The sequence below is a fragment of the Pseudomonas sp. ZY71 genome (assembly GCF_036542145.1).
Taxonomy (GTDB): Bacteria; Pseudomonadota; Gammaproteobacteria; order Pseudomonadales; family Pseudomonadaceae; genus Aquipseudomonas; species Aquipseudomonas koreensis_A.
This window is the reverse complement of the sequence record NZ_CP144274.1, coordinates 271,590-296,655: the sequence shown is the minus strand read 5'-3', so window position 1 is coordinate 296,655 and position 25,066 is coordinate 271,590. Positions and strand designations below refer to the sequence as shown.

General features: G+C 60.0%; 23 protein-coding genes. 13 read left to right on the top strand and 10 right to left on the bottom strand.

All coding sequences use genetic code 11. The features are described 5' to 3' along the window. Nucleotides 1-52 precede the first annotated feature (52 nt). Together VY732_RS01260 and hslO are read right to left on the bottom strand one after the other, a co-directional pair. Nucleotides 53-1,594 carry a phosphoenolpyruvate carboxykinase gene (locus tag VY732_RS01260; protein WP_007917942.1) on the bottom strand — a complete coding sequence of 514 codons (1,542 nt, stop codon included), beginning with the start codon at nucleotides 1,592-1,594 and terminating at the stop codon, nucleotides 53-55. Between the two features lie 181 nt (nucleotides 1,595-1,775). Beyond that, a complete protein-coding gene (hslO, locus tag VY732_RS01255; RefSeq protein ID WP_077570226.1) occupies nucleotides 1,776-2,678 on the bottom strand; it encodes an Hsp33 family molecular chaperone HslO in 903 nt (300 codons plus the stop codon). 105 nt (nucleotides 2,679-2,783) lie between these two features. On the opposite strand from hslO, the gene VY732_RS01250 reads away from it, so the two are divergent. Further along, nucleotides 2,784-3,584: a phosphatase PAP2 family protein gene (locus VY732_RS01250; protein ID WP_137218325.1), complete on the top strand. Its 801-nt coding sequence runs from the start codon at nucleotides 2,784-2,786 to the stop codon at nucleotides 3,582-3,584. Between the two features lie 132 nt (nucleotides 3,585-3,716). On the opposite strand, the gene VY732_RS01245 is transcribed toward VY732_RS01250, so the two are convergent. Continuing rightward, on the bottom strand, nucleotides 3,717-4,124 hold the full coding sequence (locus VY732_RS01245; protein ID WP_331693519.1) for an RNA-binding S4 domain-containing protein: 408 nt from the start codon (nucleotides 4,122-4,124) through the stop codon (nucleotides 3,717-3,719). 116 nt (nucleotides 4,125-4,240) lie between these two features. Here VY732_RS01245 and rimA point away from each other — a divergent pair, with 116 nt between their 5' ends. The 3 genes from rimA to rimK are packed head-to-tail and all read left to right on the top strand — an operon-like array spanning nucleotide 4,241 to nucleotide 6,418. Then, entirely contained in the window at nucleotides 4,241-5,020 is a 780-nt protein-coding gene (gene rimA, locus VY732_RS01240) for a S6 modification regulatory phosphodiesterase RimA (protein WP_331695833.1), read from the top strand. A gap of 16 nt (nucleotides 5,021-5,036) precedes the next feature. After that, nucleotides 5,037-5,516, top strand: a complete 480-nt coding sequence (gene rimB / locus VY732_RS01235) for a retropepsin-like aspartic endopeptidase RimB (RefSeq protein WP_042557136.1) — start codon at nucleotides 5,037-5,039, stop codon at nucleotides 5,514-5,516. Next, the gene (gene rimK / locus VY732_RS01230) at nucleotides 5,513-6,418 is read left to right on the top strand and encodes a 30S ribosomal protein S6--L-glutamate ligase (protein ID WP_007949201.1); all 906 of its coding nucleotides are present in this window, start codon (nucleotides 5,513-5,515) and stop codon (nucleotides 6,416-6,418) included. Before rimB ends, rimK begins: the two co-directional genes overlap by 4 nt. A 214-nt stretch (nucleotides 6,419-6,632) precedes the next feature. On the opposite strand, the gene VY732_RS01225 is transcribed toward rimK, so the two are convergent. Beyond that, nucleotides 6,633-7,946, bottom strand: coding sequence for an ATP-binding protein (locus tag VY732_RS01225; protein ID WP_007917930.1), 1,314 nt, complete (start codon nucleotides 7,944-7,946; stop codon nucleotides 6,633-6,635). A 113-nt stretch (nucleotides 7,947-8,059) separates the two neighbouring features. Next, nucleotides 8,060-8,800 (bottom strand): osmolarity response regulator transcription factor OmpR, encoded by a 741-nt coding sequence (gene ompR, locus VY732_RS01220; protein WP_064388985.1) that lies wholly within the window; start codon nucleotides 8,798-8,800, stop codon nucleotides 8,060-8,062. 358 nt (nucleotides 8,801-9,158) lie between these two features. On the opposite strand from ompR, the gene VY732_RS01215 reads away from it, so the two are divergent. The 7 genes from VY732_RS01215 to tauD all read left to right on the top strand — a co-directional run bounded on the left by VY732_RS01215 (nucleotide 9,159) and on the right by tauD (nucleotide 17,602). Next, nucleotides 9,159-11,483: a Tex family protein gene (locus VY732_RS01215; RefSeq protein WP_016986272.1), complete on the top strand. Its 2,325-nt coding sequence runs from the start codon at nucleotides 9,159-9,161 to the stop codon at nucleotides 11,481-11,483. Next, nucleotides 11,483-11,866 carry a PaaI family thioesterase gene (locus VY732_RS01210; protein ID WP_331693498.1) on the top strand — a complete coding sequence of 128 codons (384 nt, stop codon included), beginning with the start codon at nucleotides 11,483-11,485 and terminating at the stop codon, nucleotides 11,864-11,866. Before VY732_RS01215 ends, VY732_RS01210 begins: the two co-directional genes overlap by 1 nt. A 213-nt stretch (nucleotides 11,867-12,079) precedes the next feature. After that, a complete protein-coding gene (gshA, locus tag VY732_RS01205; RefSeq protein WP_331693496.1) occupies nucleotides 12,080-13,663 on the top strand; it encodes a glutamate--cysteine ligase in 1,584 nt (527 codons plus the stop codon). A gap of 329 nt (nucleotides 13,664-13,992) precedes the next feature. After that, nucleotides 13,993-14,970 carry a taurine ABC transporter substrate-binding protein gene (gene tauA, locus VY732_RS01200; RefSeq protein WP_331693494.1) on the top strand — a complete coding sequence of 326 codons (978 nt, stop codon included), beginning with the start codon at nucleotides 13,993-13,995 and terminating at the stop codon, nucleotides 14,968-14,970. Between the two features lie 16 nt (nucleotides 14,971-14,986). Further along, entirely contained in the window at nucleotides 14,987-15,781 is a 795-nt protein-coding gene (gene tauB / locus VY732_RS01195; protein WP_331693491.1) for a taurine ABC transporter ATP-binding subunit, read from the top strand. Continuing rightward, complete coding sequence (tauC, locus tag VY732_RS01190) at nucleotides 15,778-16,617, top strand: taurine ABC transporter permease TauC (RefSeq protein WP_137218321.1); 840 nt, start codon at nucleotides 15,778-15,780, stop codon at nucleotides 16,615-16,617. Before tauB ends, tauC begins: the two co-directional genes overlap by 4 nt. 142 nt (nucleotides 16,618-16,759) lie before the next feature. Next, nucleotides 16,760-17,602, top strand: coding sequence for a taurine dioxygenase (gene tauD / locus VY732_RS01185; RefSeq protein ID WP_331693488.1), 843 nt, complete (start codon nucleotides 16,760-16,762; stop codon nucleotides 17,600-17,602). A gap of 210 nt (nucleotides 17,603-17,812) precedes the next feature. Here the strand turns inward: tauD and mgrA are convergent, their stop codons facing one another. From mgrA to VY732_RS01170, 3 genes are all read right to left on the bottom strand, one after another. After that, nucleotides 17,813-18,850 (bottom strand): L-glyceraldehyde 3-phosphate reductase, encoded by a 1,038-nt coding sequence (gene mgrA / locus VY732_RS01180; protein WP_331693486.1) that lies wholly within the window; start codon nucleotides 18,848-18,850, stop codon nucleotides 17,813-17,815. A 110-nt stretch (nucleotides 18,851-18,960) separates the two neighbouring features. Then, a complete protein-coding gene (locus VY732_RS01175; protein ID WP_331693484.1) occupies nucleotides 18,961-20,280 on the bottom strand; it encodes an LLM class flavin-dependent oxidoreductase in 1,320 nt (439 codons plus the stop codon). Between the two features lies 1 nt (nucleotide 20,281). Further along, entirely contained in the window at nucleotides 20,282-22,507 is a 2,226-nt protein-coding gene (locus tag VY732_RS01170) for a TonB-dependent receptor (RefSeq protein WP_123592926.1), read from the bottom strand. Nucleotides 22,508-22,712: 205 nt separating this feature from the next. Between VY732_RS01170 and VY732_RS01165 the strand changes: the two genes are divergently transcribed. Then, nucleotides 22,713-23,750, top strand: a complete 1,038-nt coding sequence (locus VY732_RS01165; RefSeq protein ID WP_123592925.1) for a LacI family DNA-binding transcriptional regulator — start codon at nucleotides 22,713-22,715, stop codon at nucleotides 23,748-23,750. Between the two features lie 5 nt (nucleotides 23,751-23,755). Here VY732_RS01165 and VY732_RS01160 read toward each other — a convergent pair whose 3' ends face one another. Then, on the bottom strand, nucleotides 23,756-24,220 hold the full coding sequence (locus tag VY732_RS01160) for a type II toxin-antitoxin system HicB family antitoxin (protein WP_401042953.1): 465 nt from the start codon (nucleotides 24,218-24,220) through the stop codon (nucleotides 23,756-23,758). After that, nucleotides 24,217-24,399: a type II toxin-antitoxin system HicA family toxin gene (locus tag VY732_RS01155; RefSeq protein WP_128606395.1), complete on the bottom strand. Its 183-nt coding sequence runs from the start codon at nucleotides 24,397-24,399 to the stop codon at nucleotides 24,217-24,219. The genes VY732_RS01160 and VY732_RS01155 overlap by 4 nt, the downstream gene beginning before the upstream one ends. A 387-nt stretch (nucleotides 24,400-24,786) precedes the next feature. Here VY732_RS01155 and VY732_RS01150 point away from each other — a divergent pair, with 387 nt between their 5' ends. Further along, complete coding sequence (locus tag VY732_RS01150) at nucleotides 24,787-25,047, top strand: hypothetical protein (RefSeq protein ID WP_077570197.1); 261 nt, start codon at nucleotides 24,787-24,789, stop codon at nucleotides 25,045-25,047. Nucleotides 25,048-25,066 lie beyond the last annotated feature (19 nt).

Sequence of the window (25,066 nt, the reverse complement as noted above, 5' to 3'; positions counted from 1 at the left end):
CCACAAAAAAGCCGCCCCGAAGGGCGGCTTTTTCATTCACAACAAACCAATCTTACAACTTCGGCCCTGCAGCCTTGATCGCGTCGCTCACTTCGAACTTCTTGAAGTTCTCGATGAACAGACCGGCCAGTGCTTTCGCGGCCTCGTCGTACGCAGCCTTGTCAGCCCAGGTGTTGCGTGGGTTGAGCAGGTTGGTTTCAACGCCCGGTACGGCCAGTGGCACGTCGAGGTTGATGGTGTCGAGGTGTTCGGTGGCTGCACCGATCAGCGCGCCGCTCTGGATCGCTGCGATCACCGCGCGAGTGGTCGGGATGTTGAAGCGTTTGCCGACGCCGTAACCGCCGCCGGTCCAGCCGGTGTTGACCAGGTAGACCTTGGAGCCGAAACCGCGGATGCGCTTGATCAGCAGCTCAGCGTACTCGCCAGCCGGACGCGGGAAGAACGGTGCGCCGAAGCAGGTGGAGAAGGTCGACTTGATGCCGCTGCCGGAACCCATTTCAGTCGAGCCCACCAAAGCGGTGTAGCCGGACAGGAAGTGGTAGGCCGCTTGTTCTTCGTTGAGGATCGACACTGGCGGCAGGACGCCGGTCAGGTCGCAGGTCAGGAAGATCACCGCGTTTGGCTCGCCACCGAGGTTGTGCTCGGAACGCTTGGCAACGTGCTCCAGCGGGTACGCGGCGCGGCTGTTCTGGGTCAGGCTGACATCGGCATAGTCGGCGTGCTTGGCGTCGTCGATGACGACGTTCTCCAGCACAGCACCGTGCTTGATGGCTTTCCAGATAACCGGCTCGTTCTTCTCGGAGAGGTCGATGCACTTGGCATAGCAACCGCCTTCGATGTTGAACACCACGCCTTCGCCCCAGCCGTGTTCGTCGTCACCGATCAGGTAACGGCTTTCGTCAGCCGACAGGGTGGTTTTACCGGTGCCCGACAGACCGAAGAACAGGGTCACGTCGCCTTCTTCGCCGATGTTGGCAGCGCAGTGCATTGGCAGCACGTCAGCGGCCGGCAGCAGGAAGTTCTGCACGGAGAACATGGCTTTCTTCATCTCACCGGCGTAACGCATGCCAGCGATCAGCACTTTCTTCTGTGCGAAGTTGAGAATCACGCAACCGTCGGAGTTGGTGCCGTCACGCTCAGGCACGCACTCGAAGTTGGCCACGTTGAGCACTTGCCACTCTTCACGACCGGCCGGGTTGTACTGGGCCGGGTTGATGAACAGGCAACGACCGAACAGATTCTGCCAGGCAGTCTGGGTGGTCATTTTCACGGCCAGGTAGTGATCTTCCGCCGCGCCTACATGCACGTGGGACACAAAGTGCTCTTGCGCGTTGTTGAACGCCTCAACGCGAGCCCACAGCGCGTCGAACTTGTCGGCCGGGAACTTGCGGTTGATCGGGCCCCAGGCGATAGCAGCCTGGGTGGAAGGCTCTTCAACGATGAAACGGTCAACAGGCGAACGACCGGTGCGGTGACCAGTGCGAACAACCAGAGCGCCGGTATCGGCAAGCTCGCCCTCACCGCGGTTCAGGGCTTCTTTTACCAGATCATCAACACTCAGATCGGTGTACACGGCGTTATTGGCTTGCGTCATGAGGTTCCCCGTCGGCCAGTGGCCGAGTGTGCTCCAAACGTTTTGTAGTAGAAAGTCGTGCACTACTACCGCGAAAAAAGTGGGCCGGATTATGCCAGAAAAGCCCAAAAAGAGTAGGGTCCTCCCGTCGTAACGGCGAAATTCCGTCGTTACGCAGTGAATTTACCTGCGCTGAACCGTTTTAGTGCCGGGTATCTGACGGCGTGTCGACGCCTGCGCCAGCGAACAATTGAGCAACATCCGTGGCATCGAACAGGTAGCGCTCGTTACAGAACTGGCAATCAACCTCGATGTTGCCACCGTGTTCGACCACCAATTGCTGCGCATCTTCCAGACCGAGACTGACCAACGCATTGCCGGAGCGTTCCCGCGAGCAGCTGCAACGAAAGCGCAGTTTCTGCACATCGAACAGACGAACCTGCTCTTCATGGTAGAGGCGATGCAGGACGGTTTCGTTGTCCAGGCTGAGCAATTCATCGGCGGTCAGGGTGGTGGCCAGCGCGGTGATGTGCTGCCAGCTGGCGGCGCGATCTTCTTCGTCTTTCAGACGGTCAGCCGGCAATTGCTGCAGCAGCAGGCCACGGGCGCGACGGCCGTCGGCAAACAGCTTGAAGCGAGTGCCGACCTGTTGCGACATGACGAAATAGTTGGTGAAGCAGTCGGAGAGGGTTTCGCCGTCGAGGTCGACGATGCCCTGATAACGCTGGCCAACAGTCGGGTCGACAGTCAGGGCCAGAACGCCATTCGGCATCAGGTCAGCGAGGGTCGCGTCCGGCATGATCTGCTCGGCGTCGTAACGCGCCAGGCCACGGATGTCGCGCTCGCTGGAGCACTCGATCATCAGCATCGGGATCGGGCCTTCCGAACGTGCCTGCAGAATCAGCAAACCATCGAACTTCAGGGTGCCCACCAGCAACGAGGCCGCCGCCATCAATTCGCCGAGCAGTTGCGCTACCGGCTCCGGGTACGGGTGCTTGGCAAGGACTTCGGCGTAGCTGCGCTCAAGCGCAACCAGTTCGCCGCGCGTATCGCTGTCATCGAAGATGAAACGTTGGGTGAAATCGGTATCCGCTAGCTCGGTCATAATTTTGGGTATCTGAATGTGGTGACAAAATGGTTACAAGACGTGAAAATTTGCGCTTCTTGGCACTCTTTTTGGTGCCGACTGCTCTGCCATGGGAGGCATTTTATGAACAATCCGGGTTTGTTCCAATCTAGGTGGAACCTCGGCCGGCTGGTTCTTTGCAACGTAGTGCCGTTGGCGCTACTGGCTTTCTGGTTATGGCCTACGGGCAACGCGCTGTGTGTGATTTTCGACGAGTGGCTGTTCCGCTCGCTCAATGCACCGCTGGCCAGCAACCCGATATGGCTCCACATCTGGGCAATTGCAAGTCTGCGTCCGTTCGACATCGTCGTCGGCCTGATTCTGTTGACGCTGCTGATCAAGGGCGACTGGGTGTTCAAGGCCATTGACGTGCGTCGCGCGTTTTTCGGTTTTTTCTCGATCCTGCTGTTGATGGTGGTGATCCGCGCGCTGTTTTCCAAGTTCGCCGACCATATGGACTGGCAGCACAGCAGCCCGTCGATGGTGCTGGAAGGCGCGGTGCATATCAGCGATTACTTCCCGCACCTGGAGAAAACCTGGGAGCTGAAGGATCGCTCGGGCCAGAGTTTCCCGGGTGACCACGCTTCGGTGTTGCTGATCTGGGCATTGTTCATGGGGGTGTTCAGCCGCACGGTCGGGCAGTTTTTGACGATCTGGGGCCTGGCGCTGTTGTTCATGCTGCCGCGCCTGGTCGCCGGCGCGCATTGGGGTCAGGACGATTACATCGGCGGTGTGCTGCTGGCGGTGTGGGCGTTGGGTTGGGGTTACTACACGCCGTTTGCCTACCATGCGTCGAACTTTTGGCTGAAAGTGACAGCGCCGATCTTTGCGCTGCTGGGCAAGTTGCCGCTGGTTTCGCGGATGAGTGTGGTGCGTAGCGCCTGATTCCGAGCTGTCTTCGGCGAGGGCTGCGCCCTCGATTCGCGAGCAGGCTCGCTCCCACATTGGAATGCAATCTCCCGTGGGAGCGAGCCTGCTCGCGAAGAGGCCAGCACCAACAACGCCAAAACGCCTCGCTTACTCGTCGTTACTGCCGCCACGAAACTTGAACAAATCCCGCCGCTGTTTTTTGCTCGGTTTGCCATCCGTGGTAACGCCCAGCGCCCCTGCCTTGCGCATTGCCGCAGCCGCTTCACGCTTGGCAATACTTGCCTCGGTCTCCGCATACAACGCCTGCGCCTCCGGTGCGCCGCGTCGCACAATCGACAACACCTCAACCTTCACCGTGCGCACTTCAAACCCGGTACGAATCTCGAACTCATCGCCGATGCGTGGCTCTTTGCCAGGCTTGCAGCGCTCTCCGCGACAATGCACCTTGCCGCTTTCGATCGCTGCTTTGGCGAGGGCACGGGTTTTGTAAAAACGCGCAGCCCACAGCCACTTGTCGAGACGAACCTTGTCGTCCTCTTCCTGTTTTTGCGCCATGTGAATTCCTCGTTCAGCCAGTAGTCGGAACTGTACTACCGTTTCTGTCGGGCGCAAGAACTCAGCCCTCCAGATAGACTGTGATCTTGGCCGGTGCATCGGCATGGAGTGATCGAGTGACTAAATTTCCATCTTCATTAATCTCGCCCAAGGCCGGTTGCCAGGGCTGCCAGCAAAGCGAGCCGCTGGGCTTCGATTTTGCCTTCGCCTACCAACCCATCGTCGATCTGCGCGACCAGTCGGTTTTCGCCCACGAAGCGTTGGTTCGAGGTGTGGCCGGTGAAGGCGCACTCACTGTGCTGGATCAGGTTACAGAAGATAACCGCTACCGTTTCGACCAGCTCTGCCGGACCCGCGCCATCGAAGGCGCGGCCAATCTAAATATGCAGACACACTTGTCGATCAACTTCATGCCCAACGCGGTCTATCGTCCAGAGCTGTGTATTCGCAGTACGCTCGAGGCGGCAAAAAAACATCGTTTCCCTATCGACCGGCTGATTTTCGAAACCCTGGAAAGCGAGCACGTAGATAACTATCGCCATTTGACCAATATTCTGCGTGAATACCGCGAATTCGGCTTCAAGACCGCCATCGACGATTTCGGTGCCGGTTATTCGGGGCTCAATCTGCTGGCTGATTTCCAACCGGACCTGATCAAACTCGACATGGCGCTGATCCGCGATGTCGATCAAGACCGTGTCCGTCAGGCGATCGTCCGGGGGATTGTCACAATCTGTGCGGAGTTGGACGTTACAGTCATTGCCGAAGGCATTGAGAGCGCCGGTGAACGGGATTTCCTGGCGGACTGTGGAATATTTCTGATGCAGGGCTTCTGGTTCGCCAAACCTGCATTCAAAGCGTTGGCCCAGGTTTCACCTGAGGCCTGGGCGCGTTAATCGTTGGTTTTTTCTATTGAAGACATTTGACCATTTGACCGTTGTCGGTCTGCGCGAGTGGGTGGCGCTCCCTGATCTGGGAGTCGCGGGCCTGCGAGCGAAAATCGACACCGGCGCCAGCACCTCCAGCCTGCATGCCACCGACATCGAGCCGTTCGAACGCGACGGCGAGAAATGGGTGCGTTTCACCGCGCACCTGGGCACGGTGGTGCAGTTGCGTCACCGCCGCTGCGAAGCGCCACTGGTGACGCGCAAAACCATCAAAAGCTCCAACGGCCATGCCCAGGAGCGCTATGTGATCAGCACCACTCTGGCTTTGGGTGATCGGGTCTGGCCGATCGAGTTCACCCTCGCCTGCCGCAAATCCATGCGCTATCGCCTGTTGCTCGGTTCCAAAGCCCTGATCGATGGCCAACTGGTCGTCAATCCGGGCATCAAGTATGTACAAGACAAGCCGGTGTTCCCGGTATCTACCTCCTCCACAGGTGTTGCATGAAGATCGCTGTGCTGTCGCGGAACCCGCGTCTGTATTCCACCCGCCGTCTGGTCGAAGCCGGAACCGAGCGCGGGCACGAAATGGTAGTGATCGACACCTTGCGCGCCTACATGAACATCGCCAGCCACAAGCCGCAGATCCACTATCGCGGCAAACCGCTGGAAGGCTTTGACGCGGTGATTCCACGGATCGGTGCGTCGGTGACGTTCTACGGCTGCGCGGTGTTGCGCCAGTTCGAAATGATGGGGGTATTCCCGCTCAACGAATCGGTGGCCATCGCCCGTTCGCGGGACAAGTTACGCTCGCTGCAACTGCTGTCGCGGCGCGGCATCGGTCTGCCGGTGACCGGGTTTGCCCACTCGCCGGATGACATTCCCGATTTGATCGACATGGTCAACGGCGCGCCGCTGGTGATCAAGGTACTGGAAGGCACCCAGGGCATCGGCGTGGTGCTGTGCGAAACCGCCACGGCGGCGGAGTCGGTGATCGAGGCGTTCATGGGCCTGAAGCAGAACATCATGGTTCAGGAATACATCAAGGAAGCGGGCGGCGCGGATATTCGCTGCTTCGTGGTCGGTGACAAAGTCATCGCGGCGATGAAGCGCCAGGCCAAACCGGGTGAGTTCCGTTCAAATCTGCATCGCGGCGGCAGCGCCAGCCTGATCAAGATCACCCCAGAGGAACGCATGACCGCGTTGCGCGCGGCGAAGGTCATGGGCCTGGCGGTGGCGGGCGTGGATATCCTGCGCTCCAATCACGGGCCGCTGGTGATGGAAGTGAATTCGTCGCCGGGGCTGGAAGGGATCGAGACCACCACGGGGAAGAATGTGGCGGGGATCATCATTGAGCATCTTGAGAAGAATGGCGGACCGAATATGACTCGGACCAAAGGCAAGGGCTAAAGCTAAGAGCTAGAGCTAAGAGCAACAGCCCCTCACCCTAACCCTCTCCCATAGGGAGAGGGGACTGATTGGGGGATATTGGAAAACTCCGCCGACATGATCGATTTTTACCGAATCCATAATCGACTCGGACTTTCAGGTCGATGTATGACGCCAGACACCTCGGTCAGCTCCCTCTCCCTCCGGGAGAGGGCTGGGGTGAGGGGCTCTTGATCTACACAGCATCTCGCGGCAGCATCAACCCCAGCGGCAACCTCACCCGCGCCTCCAGCCCTCCCCCGGACCGGTTACGCAGTTCAACATTGCCGCCATGCATCGAAGCAATCCGCTTCACAATCGCCAAACCCAACCCTGTGCCCTTGCCGCCGCGGGCACGATCGCCCCGGGTAAACGGGTTGAAGATCGCCTCCAGCTCCGAAGGATCGATCCCCGCCCCTCGGTCCATCACGCTCAGCACCACATACGGCGCACTGACGTCACCGGACACATAAGCCGCGACTTCAACGTGACCGCCAGCATGGTTCAAGGCGTTGCCGATCAGGTTGTTCAGCAAGCGTTTCATCGATACCCGACGCAGCGGAAACGGCTGGATCGGCTCCAGACGCAAACGCACTTTCTCTTCATTCTGGTTGTACGGCGCCGCGACCTCGCGCACCAGGTCAGTCAGATCCACCTCTTCCACCGACTCGTCACGACCGTCGCGGATGAACGCGAGGAACTGGTCGAGAATCGCGTCCATGTCTTCGATGTCGCGGACCATGTCATCGGTCAAGTCATTGCGATCGCCCATCAGCTCCAGCGAAAGCCGCAAGCGGGTCAAAGGTGTGCGCAGGTCGTGGGACACGCCGGCCAACATCAACTCGCGCTCGCGTCCGGCCTGCTCGACGTCTTCAGCCATCTGGTTGAAGGCGCGATACACCTCGGTCATTTCACTGGGCGTGTCACTGATCGGCAGACGCACACTGCGACCCTGACCGAGCTGCCGGGCGGCGTAGACCAAGCGTTTCAATGGCTGGTTGAGCTGGCTGACGAAAATCCATGCCGACGCCGTCGACAACAAGCCAATGGCGAGGAACCAGCCGAGCACGTTCCAGATTTTCTGGCCGCGCAACGGATGCGGATACAGCGGCACTTTCAGCCAGCCGTCACCGAGGCTCGGCGCGCGGACCCACAACGCCGGCGGCGAGTGCATGCGTAAGCGTACTTCGGTGTCGGCGCCCAACTCCGCCTGCATCTGCCGCTGATAGATTTCGCTGTACGGCCAGTGCTGCTCGCCTTCCGGCACACCGGCGCCCACGACCCGAATCAGGGTGGCGGCATCAGCGATCTTCGCGCGGTTTTCTTCATCGGCGGCCCAATAGGCACGCAGCGTCAGGGCGACGCCGTGGCTGTATTGGCGGTCCACCAGCACGTCCTCGTTCATCAACAGATAAACCAGGGTCAGCGCCTTGGAAAACAGCACGACGATAAGCACCAGCCAGAGGGTGCGGGAGAAAAAACTTTGGGGGAACCAGACGGGGGTTTTCATCTATAACCGCTACACACTTGCAGGAGCGAGCAATGCTCGCATATTGCGGATTGCGAGTCTGCGGGCATGGCTGTTCAACCAAAACCTGCAGACCCGCTCCTACAAATCACCGATCACTTGGTGGCGGCACCATCGGGTACGAATACGTAACCCACGCCCCAGACAGTCTGGATATAACGCGGCTTCGATGGATCAGGCTCGATCATGCGGCGCAGACGGGAGATCTGCACGTCGATGGAACGCTCAAGGGCATCCCACTCGCGGCCACGGGCGAGGTTCATCAGTTTGTCGCGGGTCAGCGGCTGACGCGCGTTCATCACCAGAGCCTTGAGTACCGCGAACTCACCGGTGGTGAGCATGTGCACTTCGTCGCCGCGTTTCAGTTCGCGGGTGGCCAGCGACAACACGTAATCACCGAAGGTGACGTTTTCGTCTTCACTACCCGGCGCGCCCGGTACCGGAGCGGCCTGACGACGCAGGACGGCTTTGACGCGGGCCATCAGCTCGTCCGGGTTGAACGGCTTGGCCAGATAATCGTCGGCGCCCAGTTCCAGCCCCTTGATGCGGCTCAACTCATCGCCCTTGGCGGTGAGCATGATGATCGGAATCTGATTGTTTGCGCCACGCAGGCGGCGGCAAGCGGTCAGACCGTCTTCGCCGGGCAGCATCAGGTCGAGGACGACCAGATTGAAAACTTCACGCGACAGCAGACGATCCATCTGTTCGGTGTTCGGTACGGTGCGGGCACGGTAGCCCTTGCTGACGAAAAAACGTTCCAGCAGGCTGCTCAGCCCCGGATCGTCGTCAACGATGAGAATTTTTTCGCCTTCAGCAGTTTGTGCAGTGCTGCTCATTGGATGCTCCTTTTAGCTCGGCGCGCATTATGGCGTAGCTGCCGTTATACGCACCGTGTGCATTGTTAGCAGATTTTTCCTTCACTGCCAGAAAACCGGGGTTTATGCCTACAGACTGCGACGCCCCCGAATGACAGAACGCTGGTTATAATGCGCGGCGTTTTGTGCCAGGCAACGTCTGAATCGTTACCGCAGGTGGCAGGCTTTTTTTCCTGTCCTGCGCAGTAATTGTTCGATTTCACGGGTCAATGGGCTGCCTTTTGACCCAGGCAGCGGCAATTTTCTAGCCGCTCAACCAGACTCCGGGCCTTTATTTCCGTGCCTGCGAGCCTGATTTCACAATATGTCAGGTGGTTTTATGGACAGCATCAACAGCCGCATTGCCGAGGAACTCGGCGTACGCCCACAACAGGTCGAAGCGGCCGTCGCGCTACTCGATGAAGGCTCTACCGTTCCCTTCATCGCCCGTTACCGGAAAGAAGTCACCGGCAGCCTTGATGACACCCAGTTGCGTCATCTGGAAGAGCGTCTGCGCTACCTGCGAGAACTCGACGAACGGCGCATCAGCATCCTCGCCAGCATCGAAGAGCAAGGCAAACTCACCCCTGCCCTCGAGCGCGACATCAAACTCGCCGACACCAAGACCCGCCTCGAAGACTTGTACCTGCCGTACAAGCAGAAGCGCCGCACCAAGGGCCAGATCGCCCTGGAAGCCGGCCTCGGCGACCTGGCCGATGGCTTGTTCAACGACCCGAACCTGGCCCCGGAAACCGAAGCTGCGCGCTTCGTCGACGCCGAAAAAGGCGTGGCCGATGTGAAGGCAGCGCTGGAAGGCGCCAAGTACATCCTCATGGAGCGCTTCGCCGAAGACGCCAGCCTGCTGGAAAAACTGCGTAACTACCTCAAGCAGGAAGCCACCCTCAGTGCCCGCGTCATCGCCGGCAAGGAAGAGGAAGGCGCCAAGTTCCGCGATTACTTCGAACACGACGAACCGCTGAAAAGCATGCCGTCGCACCGCGCGCTGGCGATTTTCCGTGGCCGCAACGAAGGCATCCTCAGCTCCGCGCTGAAAGTCGGCGACGAGCTGCCGGGCACCATGCACCCGTGCGAAGGCATGATCGGCCAGCAATTCAACATCCAGAACCAGAACCGCCCGGCCGACAAATGGCTCGGCGAAGTGGTGCGCTGGACGTGGAAGGTCAAGCTCTACACGCACCTGGAAACCGACCTGCTCGGCGAACTGCGTGACGGCGCCGAAACCGAGGCGATCAACGTGTTCGCGCACAACCTGCACGACTTGCTGTTGGCCGCACCGGCCGGCCCGCGCGCCACCCTGGGCCTCGACCCGGGCCTGCGTACCGGTTGCAAAGTTGCCGTGGTCGACTCCACCGGCAAACTGCTGGATCACGCCACGGTTTACCCGCACGTGCCGCACAACAAGTGGGATCAGACCATCGCCATCCTGGCCGCCCTGTGCGCCAAGCATTCGGTTGACCTGATCGCCATCGGCAACGGCACTGCCAGCCGCGAGACCGACAAACTGGCGATCGAGCTGATCAAAAAATACCCAGCGATGAAAATGACCAAGGTCATGGTTTCCGAGGCCGGTGCATCGGTGTACTCGGCGTCGGAACTGGCGGCCAAGGAATTCCCGGATCTCGACGTATCGATCCGTGGCGCCGTTTCCATCGCCCGTCGTCTGCAGGATCCACTTGCCGAGTTGGTGAAAATCGATCCGAAATCCATCGGTGTCGGCCAGTACCAGCACGACGTTTCGCAGCTGAAACTGGCGCGTGGTCTGGACGCTGTGGTCGAGGACTGCGTGAACGCCGTTGGCGTTGACGTGAACACCGCTTCGGTGGCGCTGCTGGCGCGGATCTCCGGCCTCAACGCCACGCTGGCGCAAAACATCGTCGCGCACCGCGACGAGCACGGTGCGTTCAAAACCCGTGCAGCGCTGAAGAAAGTCGCGCGTCTGGGCGAAAAAACCTTCGAACAGGCGGCCGGTTTCTTGCGCGTGATGAACGGCGACAACCCGCTGGATTCCTCGGCGGTGCACCCGGAAGCCTATCCGCTGGTGCAGCGCATTGCCGCTGAAACCGACCGTGATATCCGCTCGCTGATCGGTGATGCAAGCTTCCTCAAGCGTCTGGATCCGAAGAAATTCACCGACGAGACCTTCGGTCTGCCGACCGTGACCGACATTATTCAGGAACTGGAAAAACCGGGCCGCGACCCGCGTCCGGAGTTCAAGACCGCCGAGTTCCAGGAAGGCGTCGAAGATCTGAAAGACCTGCAACTGGGGATGATCCTCGAAGGCGTGGTGACCAACGTGACCGCGTTCGGCGCATTCGTCGACATCGGCGTGCATCAGGACGGTCTGGTGCATATCTCGGCGCTGTCGGAGAAATTCATCAAGGATCCGCGTGAAGCGGTGAAGGCCGGCGACGTGGTGAAAGTGAAGGTCATGGAAGTCGATATCCCGCGCAAACGCGTTGGCCTGTCGATGCGCATGGGCGACACCCCGGGCGAGAAAATCGACGGTGCCCGTGGCTCGCGTCCGGGCTCGGCGCAGCGCCAGCCTTCGAACAATGCGCCACGCAAGGAAACCGCGACCGCCGCACCAGTGAACAACGCGATGGCCTCGCTGTTCGCCAACGCCAAGCAATTGAAGAAACGTTGATGGAGATTCCGGCCGGGCTCGTCGAGAGCGCGTTTTTCAAGCTGTTGGGCTGCCGCCTGCACAGCCTGGAAACCGGGGTGGCGCAAGTTGCCCTGGTGCTGGAACCGGAACTGCGCAATCGCGGCGGCAAATTGCACGGTGGCGCGCTGTTCAGTCTGGTCGACATTGCCATGGGGCTGGCCTGCTCCAGCATTCACGGCTTCGATCAGCAGAGCGCGACCATCGAGTGCAAGATCAACTATATCCGCGCCGTTTCCGACGGTGAGGTGCTGTGCACGGCACGGGTGATTCACCCGGGCCGGCGCACGTTGGTGGTCGAAGCCGACGTGATGCAGGGCGACAAACTGGTCGCAAAAGCGCAAGGCACCTTCGCTGTCCTGTAGCTAGTCGTCATCAATTTGAGTTAATTTCGGCGCTGTGTCTGCGGCGTCGAACTTTTCCGCACGCGCAATAGCCAGATTCAAGGAGTGAAGTTGGCGATCGGCACGGGCCTTTACGGCTCAAAAACCAGGCGATAACGCCAGTTTCAACTTCACCCTTGTAGACCGTCCTGCCCACCCCCATATTGGGGCGACTGACGCGTGAAGGAATCCAAATTGAGCGAACTTCTCAACCGCCGCCTGGCTCTGCTCGGCGAGCGCGCTAACCTCTCTCTGCTCGAGCAGTGCCTGCACGGTATCGAACGTGAATGCCTGCGCGTGACCAGCGAAGGTCGCCTGGCGCAAACGCCGCACCCCGAAGCCTTGGGTTCCGCGCTGACCAACGAACAGATCACCACCGACTACTCCGAGTCGCTGCTGGAATTCATTACGCCTGCCCTGCCGGATCCGGCCGATACGCTGGCGAGCCTGGACAAGATTCATCGTTTTGCCTACAGCAAGCTCGGCAACGAGTACCTGTGGAGTCCATCGATGCCGTGCCCGTTGCCGGCCGAGGAAGATATCCCGATTGCCTATTACGGCACCTCCAACATCGGTCAGCTCAAGTACGTCTACCGCAAGGGCCTGGCCCTGCGTTACGGCAAGACCATGCAGTGCATCGCCGGGATCCACTACAACTTCTCCCTGCCGGAAAAGCTCTGGCCGCTGCTGCGCGAGACCGAAGGGTTTGTCGGCACCGATCGCGATTTTCAGTCGTTTTCCTACATCGCCCTGATCCGTAATTTCCGCCGCTACAGCTGGCTGTTGATGTACCTGTTCGGTGCGTCGCCAGCGCTGGATGCCGGTTTCCTGCGGGGTCGTTCGCATCAGCTGGAACAGCTTGATCCGGACACGTTGTATCTGCCGTACGCGACCAGCCTGCGCATGAGCGACCTCGGTTACCAGAGCAACGCCCAGGCCGGTCTGACGCCGTGCTACAACGATCTGGCGAGCTACACCGACAGCCTGCGCAAAGCCGTGGCCACGCCGTACGCGCCGTACGTTGAAGTCGGCACGCACAAGGATGGCGAGTGGGTGCAGCTCAACACCAACATCCTGCAGATCGAAAACGAGTACTACTCCAACATCCGCCCGAAACGCGTGACCTACACCGGCGAGCGGCCGATTCAGGCGCTGGTGGCCCGTGGCATTCAGTACGTTGAAGTGCGTTGCCTGGACATCAACCCGTTCCTGCCGATGGGCATCGATCTCACTGAATCACGCTTCCTCGACGCGTTTCTGCTGTACTGCGCGTTGAACGACAGCCCGTTGCTGACCAACAATTCGTGCGGCAACGCGACGTCGAACTTCCTCAGCGTGGTCAAGGAAGGTCGCCGTCCGGGCCTGCAATTGCAGCGTGACGGTGAATCGGTCGAGATGAAGACTTGGGCGGCCGAGCTGCTGGAACAGATTGCTCCATTGGCGGCGTTGCTGGATCAGAGCCATGGCGGCGATGCGCACAGCAAGGCGCTCGATGCGCAACTGGCCAAGGTCAGTGATCCGTCCCTGACGCCATCCGCACAGGTGTTGGCGGCGATGGCTGAGCACAAGGAAAGCTTTGCGCAGTTCTCGTTGCGTCAGAGTCAGGCGCATGCCGAGTTCTTCCGCAGCGAGCCATTGGCGGCGGATGAGCAGGCGAAGTTTGAGGAGTTGGCACGTACTTCTTTGGCTGCGCAGGCTGAGCTGGAGCAGAACGAGGTTGGGGATTTCGATGTGTTTGTCGGTTCGTATCAGGCGAGTATTTTGGCGATCAGTAACTAAAAGCCCCTCACCCTAGCCCTCTCCCAGAGGGAGAGGGGACTGATTCAGGTGCTCATGAAAGTTACGCTGACGTGAAATACCGAGTCGAACTCAGGCTCGAAAAGCACACAGATCTGCTCCCTTTCCCCTCGCCCCCCTGGGGGAGAGGGCTGGGGTGAGGGGGCAAAGATCTAACGTCGAACGAATAAATCCGAAACGCCCACAAACTCCCCCCGCTCTTAGATTTTTCCGCTCATAAGCTCATTCGAAAAAGTTATTTATTTACCGATTCTTAGATCATTTAGTCTCCTTTCACGCCGACGCTCGGTCGCCTGATATGGAGCTGTTCAATGAACCTGAATTTCCCGCTTCGCCTGCTCGCCGTAGCCTCCTTGGCTGCCGCGAGTTTTCTGGCTCAGGCCGCCGACCTCACTGTCGCCTACCAAACCACCGTTGACCCGGCGAAAGTCGCCCAGGCTGACGGCGCTTACGAAAAAGCCACCAAAGCCGATATCGCCTGGCGCAAGTTCGACAACGGCGCCGACATCATTGCCGCCATCGCCTCCGGTGACGTGCAGATCGGCTACCTCGGCTCGAGTCCGCTGACCGCTGCGATCACCCGCAAGGTCCCGGTCGAAACCTTCCTCATCGCCACCCAGATCGGCGCTGCCGAAGCACTGGTCGCCCGTGACGGTTCCGGCATCAAGACTCCGCAAGATCTGATCGGCAAGAAAATCGCCGTGCCGTTCGTTTCCACCGGTCACTACAGCCTGCTCGCGGCGCTGAAGCACTGGAACATCGACCCATCGAAAGTCACCGTGCTCAACCTCGCCCCACCAGCGATCATTGCCGCATGGAAACGCGGTGACATCGACGCCACTTACGTGTGGGATCCGGCGCTGGGCGTGGCCAAGGAAAACGGCAAAGTGCTGATCACCTCCGGCGAACTGGCCAAGTTCGGTGCACCGACCTTCGATGCGTGGATCGTGCGCAAAGACTTCGCCGAGAAGCACCCGGAAATCGTCACCGCGTTCGCCAAGGTCACCCTCGATGCCTACGCCGACTACCGCAAAGACCCGAAAGCCTGGCTCGCCAATCAGTCCAACGTCGACAAGCTGGTGAAACTCTCCGGCGCCAAGGCCAGCGACATTCCGTTGCTGCTGCAAGGCAACGTCTACCCGCTCGCGGCTGATCAGGTCGTCAGCCTCGGCGCGCCGACCACCAAAGCCATCACCGACACCGCCGCGTTCCTCAAGGAGCAAGGCAAGGTCGAAGCCGTTCTGCCGGACTATGCGCCGTACGTCAGCGCCAAATTCATCACCAACTGATCGGGAGTTAACCGCGATGGCCTTGCTACAGCTGGAGCGCATCAGCGCACAGTACCCGGGCAGCCCGACACCGGTGCTGGCGGATATTTCTCTGACCCTGGGGCCTCAGCAATTGCTGGTCGCCCTCGGCCCGTCCGGCAGTGGCAAGACCTCGCTGTTGAACCTGATTGCCGGTTTCGTCGAACCGAGCGCCGGGCGCATCACCCTCGACGGCGTGCCGGTCAAAGGCCCGAGCGCCGAACGTGGCGTGGTGTTCCAGGACGACGCGTTGCTGCCTTGGCAGGACGTGTTGGCCAACGTTGCATTCGGTCTGGAACTGGCCGGTATCGCCAGGAACAAGCGCGAAAAAATCGCCCGTGAAATGCTCGCACTGGTTGATCTCTCGGGTTTCGAAAGCCGTCGTATCTGGCAGCTTTCCGGTGGTCAGAAGCAGCGTGTCGGCCTCGCCCGCGCCCTCGCCGCTGATCCGCGTGTATTGCTGATGGACGAACCCTTCGGTGCCCTCGACGCATTCACCCGCGAGCAGATGCAAGAGCTGTTGCTGCAAGTCTGGCAGCGCACGGCCAAGCCGGTTTTCCTGATTACCCATGACATTGAAGAAGCGGTGTTCCTCGCCACTGACCTGATTCTGCTCGCGCCGAATCCGGGGCAGATCGTTGAGCGTCTGCACTTGGATTTCGGTCAGCGTTATGCCGCCGGCGAATCCGCCCGCGCGATCAAATCCGACCCGTGTTTTATCGAAACCCGCGAACACGTGCTGAGCAAAGTGTTCTCGCAACGCAGTGCCGGGCAACGGCAGGAGCGCGCATGAGCAGTTACGACGTTTCTTCGACTGCGGTAAAACCGGTCAGCGCATCGGCGGTGATTCCGGTGCGCCGTAGCCTCAGCACGCGCTGGATCAGCCTGCTGACGCTGTTTGCCTTGTTGGCGATCTGGTGGGCGGTCACCGCCACCGGATTGATCGAGCCGCTGTTCCTGCCGCCACCCTCCGCTGTGTTGCAAAAGGGCTGGTTGCTGGCGACCACGGGTTACATGGATTCGACCTTGTGGCAGCACCTCGGCGCAAGCCTGAGCCGCATCGGTCTGGGCCTCGGTTTTGCGATCCTGACCGCCGTGCCCGTGGGCATTGCCATCGGCGCCAATCGCATTGCCCGTGGCGTGCTCGATCCACTGATCGAGTTCTACCGCCCTATCCCACCGCTGGCCTATTTGCCGCTGATCGTGATCTGGTGCGGCATCGGCGAGTTGTCGAAAGTGCTGCTGATTTATCTGGCGATTTTTGCGCCGATCGCCATTGCCACGGCGACCGGTGTGCGCACGGTAGATCCGGCGAAATTGCGTGCAGCACAGTCGCTGGGCGCGACTCGCGTGCAGCTGATTCGCCATGTGATTTTGCCCAGCGCGTTGCCGGACATTCTCACGGGTGTGCGTATTGGTCTGGGCGTGGGTTGGTCGACCTTGGTTGCTGCTGAACTGATCGCGGCCACCAGCGGTTTGGGCTTCATGGTGCAGTCGGCTGCGCAATTCCTGGTCACCGACGTGGTGGTGCTGGGGATTCTGGTCATCGCCCTGATCGCCTTCGCCATGGAAATGGGCCTGCGCGCCCTGCAACGCAAACTGGTGCCATGGCACGGCCAGGCCCACTGACAAGTTTCATATGAACCCCCTGTAGGAGTGAGCCTGCTCGCGATTGCGGTGTGTCATTCACCACAGCATTGACTGCCAGTCTGCAATCGCGAGCAGGCTCACTCCTACAAAAGCTTGAACCCCGAATTCGAAGAGAAAGACCATGAGCAGCCTCAACATCACCCCATTAAGCTCGGCCCTCGGCGCACAGATCAGCGGCGTCGACATCAGCCAGCCTTTGAGCCTGGAACACCGCGACGCCATCGAGCAGGCGCTACTCAAATATCAGGTTTTATTCTTCCGCAACCAACTAATCGAGCCGCCGCAACAGGCGCGCTTCGCTGCGTACTTTGGCGATCTGCACATTCACCCGATCTACCCGAACGTGCCGGAACAGCCGGAAGTACTGATCCTCGACACCGCCGTCACCGACGTGCGTGACAACGCGATCTGGCACACCGACGTGACCTTCCTGCCGACCCCGGCGATGGGCGCGGTGCTCAGCGCCAAGTTGCTGCCGGAGTTTGGTGGTGACACGTTGTGGGCCAGCGGCATTGCCGCGTATGAAGCGCTGTCGGCGCCGCTGAAAGGCTTGCTGGAAGGGCTGACTGCAACCCACGATTTCACTCGCTCGTTTCCACTGGAGCGTTATGGCAACACGCCTGAAGCGCTGGCGCAGTGGGAAGAAGCCCGACGCAAGAATCCGCCGCTGTCGCACCCGGTGATTCGTACGCATCCGGTCAGCGGGCGGCGGTCATTGTTCGTCAATGAAGGCTTCACGTCGAAGATCAATGAGCTGTCGGAAACCGAGAGCGAAGCGATTCTGAAGTTTCTGTTCGCCCATGCGACGCGACCGGAATTCACCATTCGCTGGCGTTGGCAGCAGGACGATATTGCGTTCTGGGATAACCGCGTGACGCAGCATTACGCGGTGGATGACTACCGGCCGGCGCGACGGGTGATGCAGCGGGCGACGGTGTTGGGGGATGTGCCGTTTTTTCGTTGAGCCATTTTTACAGCCAAAAGCCCCTCACCCTAACCCTCTCCCAAAGGGAGAGGGGACTGACCGAGGTGTTTGTACAAGCTACATCGACCTGAAATATCGGGTTGAACTCAAGTTTTGAAAAGCATGAAGATCGGCTCCCTTTCCCCCTCGCCCCCTGGGGAGAGGGCTGGGGTGAGGGGGTTGGATCTTGCTGACCCAACCCGACCTTCATCACTCCGCCGTCGAAGGCCTCTCCCACAGATTGATCCCACCTTCCTGCGCAAACCGGTCAATCTCCGCCAACTCTTCAGCACTAAAGCTCAGATTCTTCAACGCCCCGACGTTCTCGATAATCTGCTCCGGCCGGCTCGCACCAATCAACGCCGAGGTCACCCGCGGATCGCGCAGCGTCCACGCCAGCGCCAGTTGCGCCAGGCTCTGACCGCGACGCTTGGCAATTTCATTCAACGCCCGCACATGAGCGATGTTGGCCTCAGACAAGTGCGAAGCCTGCAAGGACCCACCGCCCGGACGATTGACCCGCGCATCCGCCGGCACGCCGTTGAGGTATTTGTCGGTGAGCAGACCTTGCGCCAGCGGCGTGAAAGCAATCACACCCGTGCCGAGTTCATCGGTGGTATCCAGCAGGTCTTTTTCCACCCAGCGATTGAGCAGGTTGTACGCCGGCTGATGAATCAGCAGCGGTACTTTCCACTCTTTCAACAGCGCAGCGATCTCGCGGGTTTTCACCCCGGAATACGACGAGATACCGATGTACAACGCCTTGCCCTGTTGCACGGCGGTGGCGAGGGCGCTAGCGGTTTCTTCCAGCGGGGTGTCCGGGTCGAAGCGGTGCGAATAGAAGATATCCACATAGTCGAGCCCCAGGCGTTGCAGGCTCTGGTCGAGGCTGGCCAACACGTATTTGCGCGAGCCACCGCCCTGACCGTAAGGGCCGGGCCACATGTCCCAACCGGCCTTGCTGGAGATGATCAGTTCATCGCGGTACTGCTTGAAGTCTTCGCGCAGCAGACGGCCGAAATTGATCTCGGCACTGCCGTACGGCGGGCCGTAGTTGTTGGCCAGGTCGAAGTGGTTGATGCCCAGATCGAACGCGGTGCGCAGCAAGGCGCGCTGGGTGTCGATCGGCGTGCTGTCACCGAAGTTGTGCCACAGGCCCAGCGACAGCGCCGGCAGCACCAGACCGCTGCGCCCGACGCGGCGGTAAGGGATGGAGTCGTAGCGGTTTTCGGCAGCGGTGTAAGTCATCGAATCCTCTCTTGTCTGTCTTGAAATGGGTGTCGACTGCTTCGCGAGCACGCTCGCTCCCACCTTTGGAATGCATTTCCCTGTGGGAGCGAACCTGCTCGCGAAGGGTGCTACACAAATCTGTTGCCGGGGTGAGCCAGGCCAAGGTTCTGACGCAAGGTCCGGCCCTCATACTCCGTTCTGAACAACCCACGCCGTTGCAGTTCCGGGACCACGCCATTGGCGAAGTCTTCGAGCCCGCCGGGCAAGTGCGGCACTAGCACGTTGAAACCGTCCGCCGCGCCCTGTTCGAACCATTCCTGCAAGCGATCAGCGATCTGCTCGGGCGTACCGACCAGGCTGTAATGCCCGCGCCCGCCGGCAATCTTGCGACCCAATTGCGCAAGGCTCAGGTTTTCCCGGCCTGCCAATTCCGTCAGCAGTTTCTGCCGGCTCTGCTGACCGCTTTCGGTTAGCGGCAACTCTGGCAACGGCCCGTCCAGCGGGTACTTCGACAAATCGAAGTTGCCCAGCATACGCCCAAGCAAGGCGACGCCAACCTCGGGTTCGACTAATTGCTGAAACGTTTCATACTTTTCCTGCGCCTCGGCTTCGGTGCCGCCGACGACGACAAAAACTCCGGGCATGATTTTCAACGAATCGGTACTGCGCCCATACTTGGGCAAGCGTCCTTTGAGGTCGGCGTAAAACGCCTGGGCACTGGCCAGGGAAGTCTGCGCGGTGAATACCACTTCAGCCGTCTGCGCCGCCAACTCGCGTCCGGTTTCCGAAGAGCCGGCCTGAACAATCACCGGTTGCCCCTGCGGCGAGCGCGCGACGTTCAGTGGGCCTTTGACCCGGAAGTGCTCGCCGACGTGGTCCAACACGTGCAGCTTTGCAGGGTCGTAATACGCCCCGCTGGCCTTGTCGCGCGCAAACGCATCATCCTCCCAACTGTCCCAAAGCCCGGTGACCACCTGATGAAATTCCCGAGCGCGGCTGTAGCGTTCGGCATGGCCGATATGTTCGTCACGCCCGAAATTAAGCGCCTCGGCAGCATTGTCCGAAGTCACCAGATTCCACCCCGCTCGCCCTCCCGAAAGATGATCAAGCGAAGCGAATTTGCGCGCCACGTGATACGGCTCGTTGTAACTGGTGGTCGCCGTGGCGATCAGGCCGATGTGCTCGGTCACTGCACTCAGGGCCGAGAGCAACGTCAACGGCTCAAAGTGATCGGAGCGCGCCATGCGGCTGGCGATGTCCTGAGTCGGCGCGGCGACGCTGTCAGCGACAAACAACGCATCGAACTTCGCCGCCTCGGCAATTTGCGCCAGCCGCTTGTAATGGGCGAAATCCAGACCCGCATTCGCCGGCACATCAGGATGACGCCACGCCGCCACGTGGTGCCCGGTGGCCATGAGGAATGCGCCGAGTTTCAACTGTCTGCTCATCTCAGAAATCCTTGCGCAGTTGCACGCCGAAGTAGCGCTCGTCATCCCGTGGCACGGCGCGATAGATGTAATTGCCACCGCTGGCCAGCAACGGCGAATAGGATTTGTCGGTAAGGTTCTTGCCCAGCAGCGCCACGCGCCAGCCATTGCTGTAATCGGCCAGCGCGACACTGGCGTTCCATAGACCGTAGGCGCCCTGCTTGGTGTCGGCGTTCTGGCTGATGTCGTACTGCACTTCGCTCTGCCAGCTGTAGTCGGTGCCGAGTTCGATATCCAGACCGTTATCCAGCGGGATGCTGTAGTCGGCGCGCACGTAGCTTTTCCAGTCCGGGCTGAACGGCAGCGGTTTGCCGTTGACGTTGCACGACGCCGCCGCGCCCGCCGGGCAGGCGAACTCGTCGATGCGTGCGCGGGTGTAGGCCAGCGCGCCGGACAGTTTCAATTGCTGGGTGGCCTGCAAGGCGTAATCGAGCTCGACGCCTTCGGTGCTGACGCTGCCGGCATTGATCAGGCGCGTCACCACTTGCCCGGCGACGGTGTCGAAGAAGTTCGCCTGATAGTTGTCGTAATCGCTGTGGAACACCGCGAGGTTGGTGGTCAGGCGATTGTTCCAGGAAGTGGCTTTGATGCCCGCTTCCCAGGTGTTCGAGGTCTCCGGTTTCAGCGCTTCGGTGTCGCGCGGCTGCATGTTGAAGAACACGTTGTAGGCCGGGCCTTTGTAGCCGCGCGAGTAGGTCAGGTAAGTGGTGACCGTATCGCTCAAGTCGTACTGCACACCGAGGCGGCCGGACCAGCCGTCTTCGTCCACCGAACCGGAACTGCTGGTCGCCGGTTGGATGCCGCTGACGGTGGTCGCCGAAGTCGAGACGCGGCGGTGATCGTATTCGAGATCATCGTGGGTGTAGCGCAGGCCGGCGATGCCGCGAAAGTCCGAGGTGAAGTTCAGCGTGCTCTCACCGAACACCGCATAGCTGTCGCTGGTGGTGCTGTAATCGGCGACACCACGGTCGGTGCGCGTGGTCGTTGTCAGCGTGCGCTGATAGGTCTCGTCGTCCTTGCCGTGCATGTAGAACAGGCCGCCGACGTACTCAAGGAATTCACCCTTCGGCGAGGCCAAACGCAGCTCTTGCGAATATTGATCGAAGGCCAGATCGCCCTTGTCCGCCGTGCCCGGAAACGCTGCGGTTACCGTGCCGAGACGGTCGCCATCCTGATACTGCGTATTGTCCCAGCCACGCCACGCGGTAATCGACGTCAGGGTGTAATCGCCCAATTGCCAGTCGAGCTGGCCGGACAAGCCTTTGTTGGTGTCTTCGACATGGGAGCGGGTGTCGGTGTTGATGTCGCGGTTGTGGCTGCTCGCATTGACCGGGCTCAGCGCATTGGCGAAGGCCGGGGTCAGCGATTTACTGACAACGCCGTTGGGGCCGTCGTCGTGGGACTGCATGTAGTCGGCAATCAGGGTGAAAGTGACGTCGTCATTCGGCGTGAATTCGAGTTTGCCGCGCACGCCGCGATGGTTGTAGCCGTTGACCTCCTGACCGTTGTGCTTGTTGTCGACGTTGCCGTCGTAGGTGCCGAACAGGGTGCTGATCGAGCCTTTCAACGTATCCGGAATCAGGCTGCCGCCAATGCCGAAACGGGTACGACTTTCGTTACCGCTGTAGTACGACTGATCGATGTAGCCGTGGGTCTCGGCGGTCGGTGCTTTGCTGGTGATGTTGAGTACACCGGCCGAGGCGTTTTTGCCAAACAGCGTGCCTTGCGGCCCGCGCAATACTTCGACGCGTTCCAGATCCAGTAAGTCGAGAGTGGATTGGCCGGGACGTGCGTAGACCACACCATCGATCACCGTCGCCACGGTCGGTTCGACGCCCGGCGAGGTGGAAATCGTGCCGACGCCGCGCACGAACAACGAGGTGTCCTTGTTCGATGCGCCGGTGCGAAAGTTCAGCGATGGCACCTGCTGAACAATGCTCGCCACGCCGTTGCGGTTATCCCGTTCGAGCTGCTCGCCGTCGATCACCGACACCGCGACCGGCACTTTTTGTAGCGACTCCTCGCGGCGGGTGGCGGTGACGGTCACCGATTTGAGTGTTGGCTCCTGATCACTGCTCTCGGCAGCGAATGCGTTGGGCAACGGCAGCGCCGCCAACCCCGTAAATAACCAACCAGCGGCGCGAATCGATTGCGCCAGTTTGTGTGTCGCCCCAGGAATGTTGTGCATGTTTGCCCGCTCGAAATTAGCCCTTAACCGCTGCCGTTCTGCGACGACAGCGCCTGAATCGGTGTCTTGGGCATTCGCTCGAGCGAGTAGCAGACAGCGCGCTTTGTTAGCGCTACCATCGACAGTATTGGCAAGCTGCACATAGAGCGTCCAATACTGAAAAATTACTTTTATATGCGATTTGGTTTTTAAGAAGGATCGAGCCTTGAGCGAAGAAAAACCCCGCAAACGCCGTGGCGCCGGACGTGTGACCCTGAATGCCGTGGCGCGTGAGGCCGGGGTTTCGGCGATTACCGTGTCGCGCTATTTCAATCAGCCCGAGCAGGTTTCGCCCGAGCGTCGCGAGCGGATTGCGGCGGTGGTAGCTGAGTTGGGCTATGTACCGAATCTGGTGGCCGGCGGGCTGGCCTCGGCGCGGGGGAAAATCGTCGGCATGGTCATCCCGAACATCTCCGGGCCGATCTTCGCCAATACCATTCAAGGCTTCAGCGACACGCTCAGCCGTCACGGTTATCAACTGTTGCTGGCGTCGAGTTACTTCAGCACCGAGCAGGAGGAAAATGCGGTGCGGGCGTTTCTCGGCTGGTCGCCGGCGGCGCTGGTGTTGACCAGTCACTTTCACAGTGCGGGTACGGAAAAGATGATCGCCGAGGCCGATGTGCCGGTGATTGAGACCTGGGATTACCAGCCGGATCGCGAGCCGATGCAGATTGGCTTTTCGCATTTCGAGGTGGGCGTGACAGCCGCCAGATATCTGCTGAAAAAAGGCTATCAACGTATCGCCTTCGTGCAGAACAGCGCGGCGGGCGACTTCAGCGCATTGGAACGCCGCGACGGTTACGCAGCGACTTTAAAAGAATCCAGCCTGGAACCCTGGGTCTACGCCCCTGACGCTGATCGCGCACCATTCGAGGCCGGCAAACAGGCGATGGACACCCTGATGAACGCCTCACCGCGCCCCGACGCGATCATCTTCGCCAACGACAACCTCGCCGCCGGCGGCCTGCTCGCCGGGCAACGCGCGGGTTTGAAAATCCCCGAAGACTGCGCCGTTCTTGGCTTTGGCGACTACCCGTTCGCCGAGATGCTTTTGCCGAGCCTCAGCACGATCAAACCACCGGCGCTGGAGATCGGTGTACTCGCCGCAACACGCGTGCTGGAAAGCCTTGGCGTGTTGCCGAGCGACGAGGTGCAGCGGCTGAACCTGCTGCAGTGCCAAGTCATCGAACGGGAAAGCACCTGACTTCGCTATACCGACAGTTCGCGCAAGGCGGCCGCCGCGAGAAATCCGGAACGGGATCGATAGCGCTGGTCACGGCGGACTGTCTGGTCAATACGCTCAAGCAACTGCTCCGGCAGCGTGGCGTTAAAACGCACTGACTTGCCGAAATACGGGGTGATATCAAAATCGACCACTCCCCAGATCCCTCCCGCGTAATCCGGGTTATCGAGATGAGCATCAATGTCCCGCACTTGCGGTAACGGCGCGCTGTCGGCGACCAACCCCTCATAGTGAAGCGCCAATGCCTCCTGAGTATTTTCAAACGCCTCAGCGACCGTAGTGCCTGCGGAGAAACAACCCGGGACATCCGGGATGATCACTCCGTAGTCTGAGTCGGCATCCTTGTGCAGAACGACCGGGAATTTCATATGAGTGAGTCCTTCCTCTGACAGGCCCATAAAACGGCCTTCGTTTCCAATAACGGGCCTCATTTCAAGCCCGCCTGTTTCAAAATGCTGTTGATCGTGCCCTTGGGCAGATCCGAATCAGGGTGCTTGATCGTCACCCTTCCTGGCTTGCGCGGATGCTTGTATTGGTGGTGGCTGCCTTTCACCGCCACGAGATACCAACCATCGTCTTCGATCATCCTGATCATTTCCCGACTGCGCATTTCCTTTGCCCTGTTCGACAGCTAGAGCCATTTACTCTAGAGGGCGCAGGAGCCTTTGATACACACGATACACACTCAGATAAATATTAGCTCACTGAACAATCGCTCGGTTATGGGCAGATCAACGGCAGGCTTGGGCCAGCAAGAAAAACACGTCGCCGGCCAGACTCTCTGTAAGGGTCGCAAAATATGTCCAGTGGAGATGTGGCGGGACTGGATTGGCTATGCTCTAAAGAACACCGAGGTGGCCCCTTCGCGAGCAGGCTCGCTCCCACAGGGATTTCCTGTGTACATGAAATTTATGTCCAGCCGGGATCCATTGTGGGAGTGAGCCTGCTCGCGATAGCGGTCTTTCAGGCGATACCCATTCATCAGGCAGAACCCGCCATGCACACCGCCATCATCATCTTCTTCGGCCTGATCCTGCTCGCGCTGATGCTGTACATCGGCGAGCGCATCGGCTTCAGCCGCCAGACCATGGGCTACGGCTTCGCCGCGCTGTGGTTGGCGTTGACGGTGATCAATGGTGCGGTGGGCGTGGTGCATGCCGGACAGTCCGTGGGATCGGAAATAGCCATTGGCAGTGCGGTATTCGGCGTGCCGGTGGCGGCGATGGTGTTGTTCATGGTGCTGAGCGCCGAGTCGTAAAACGTCCCGGCGCCCAGTC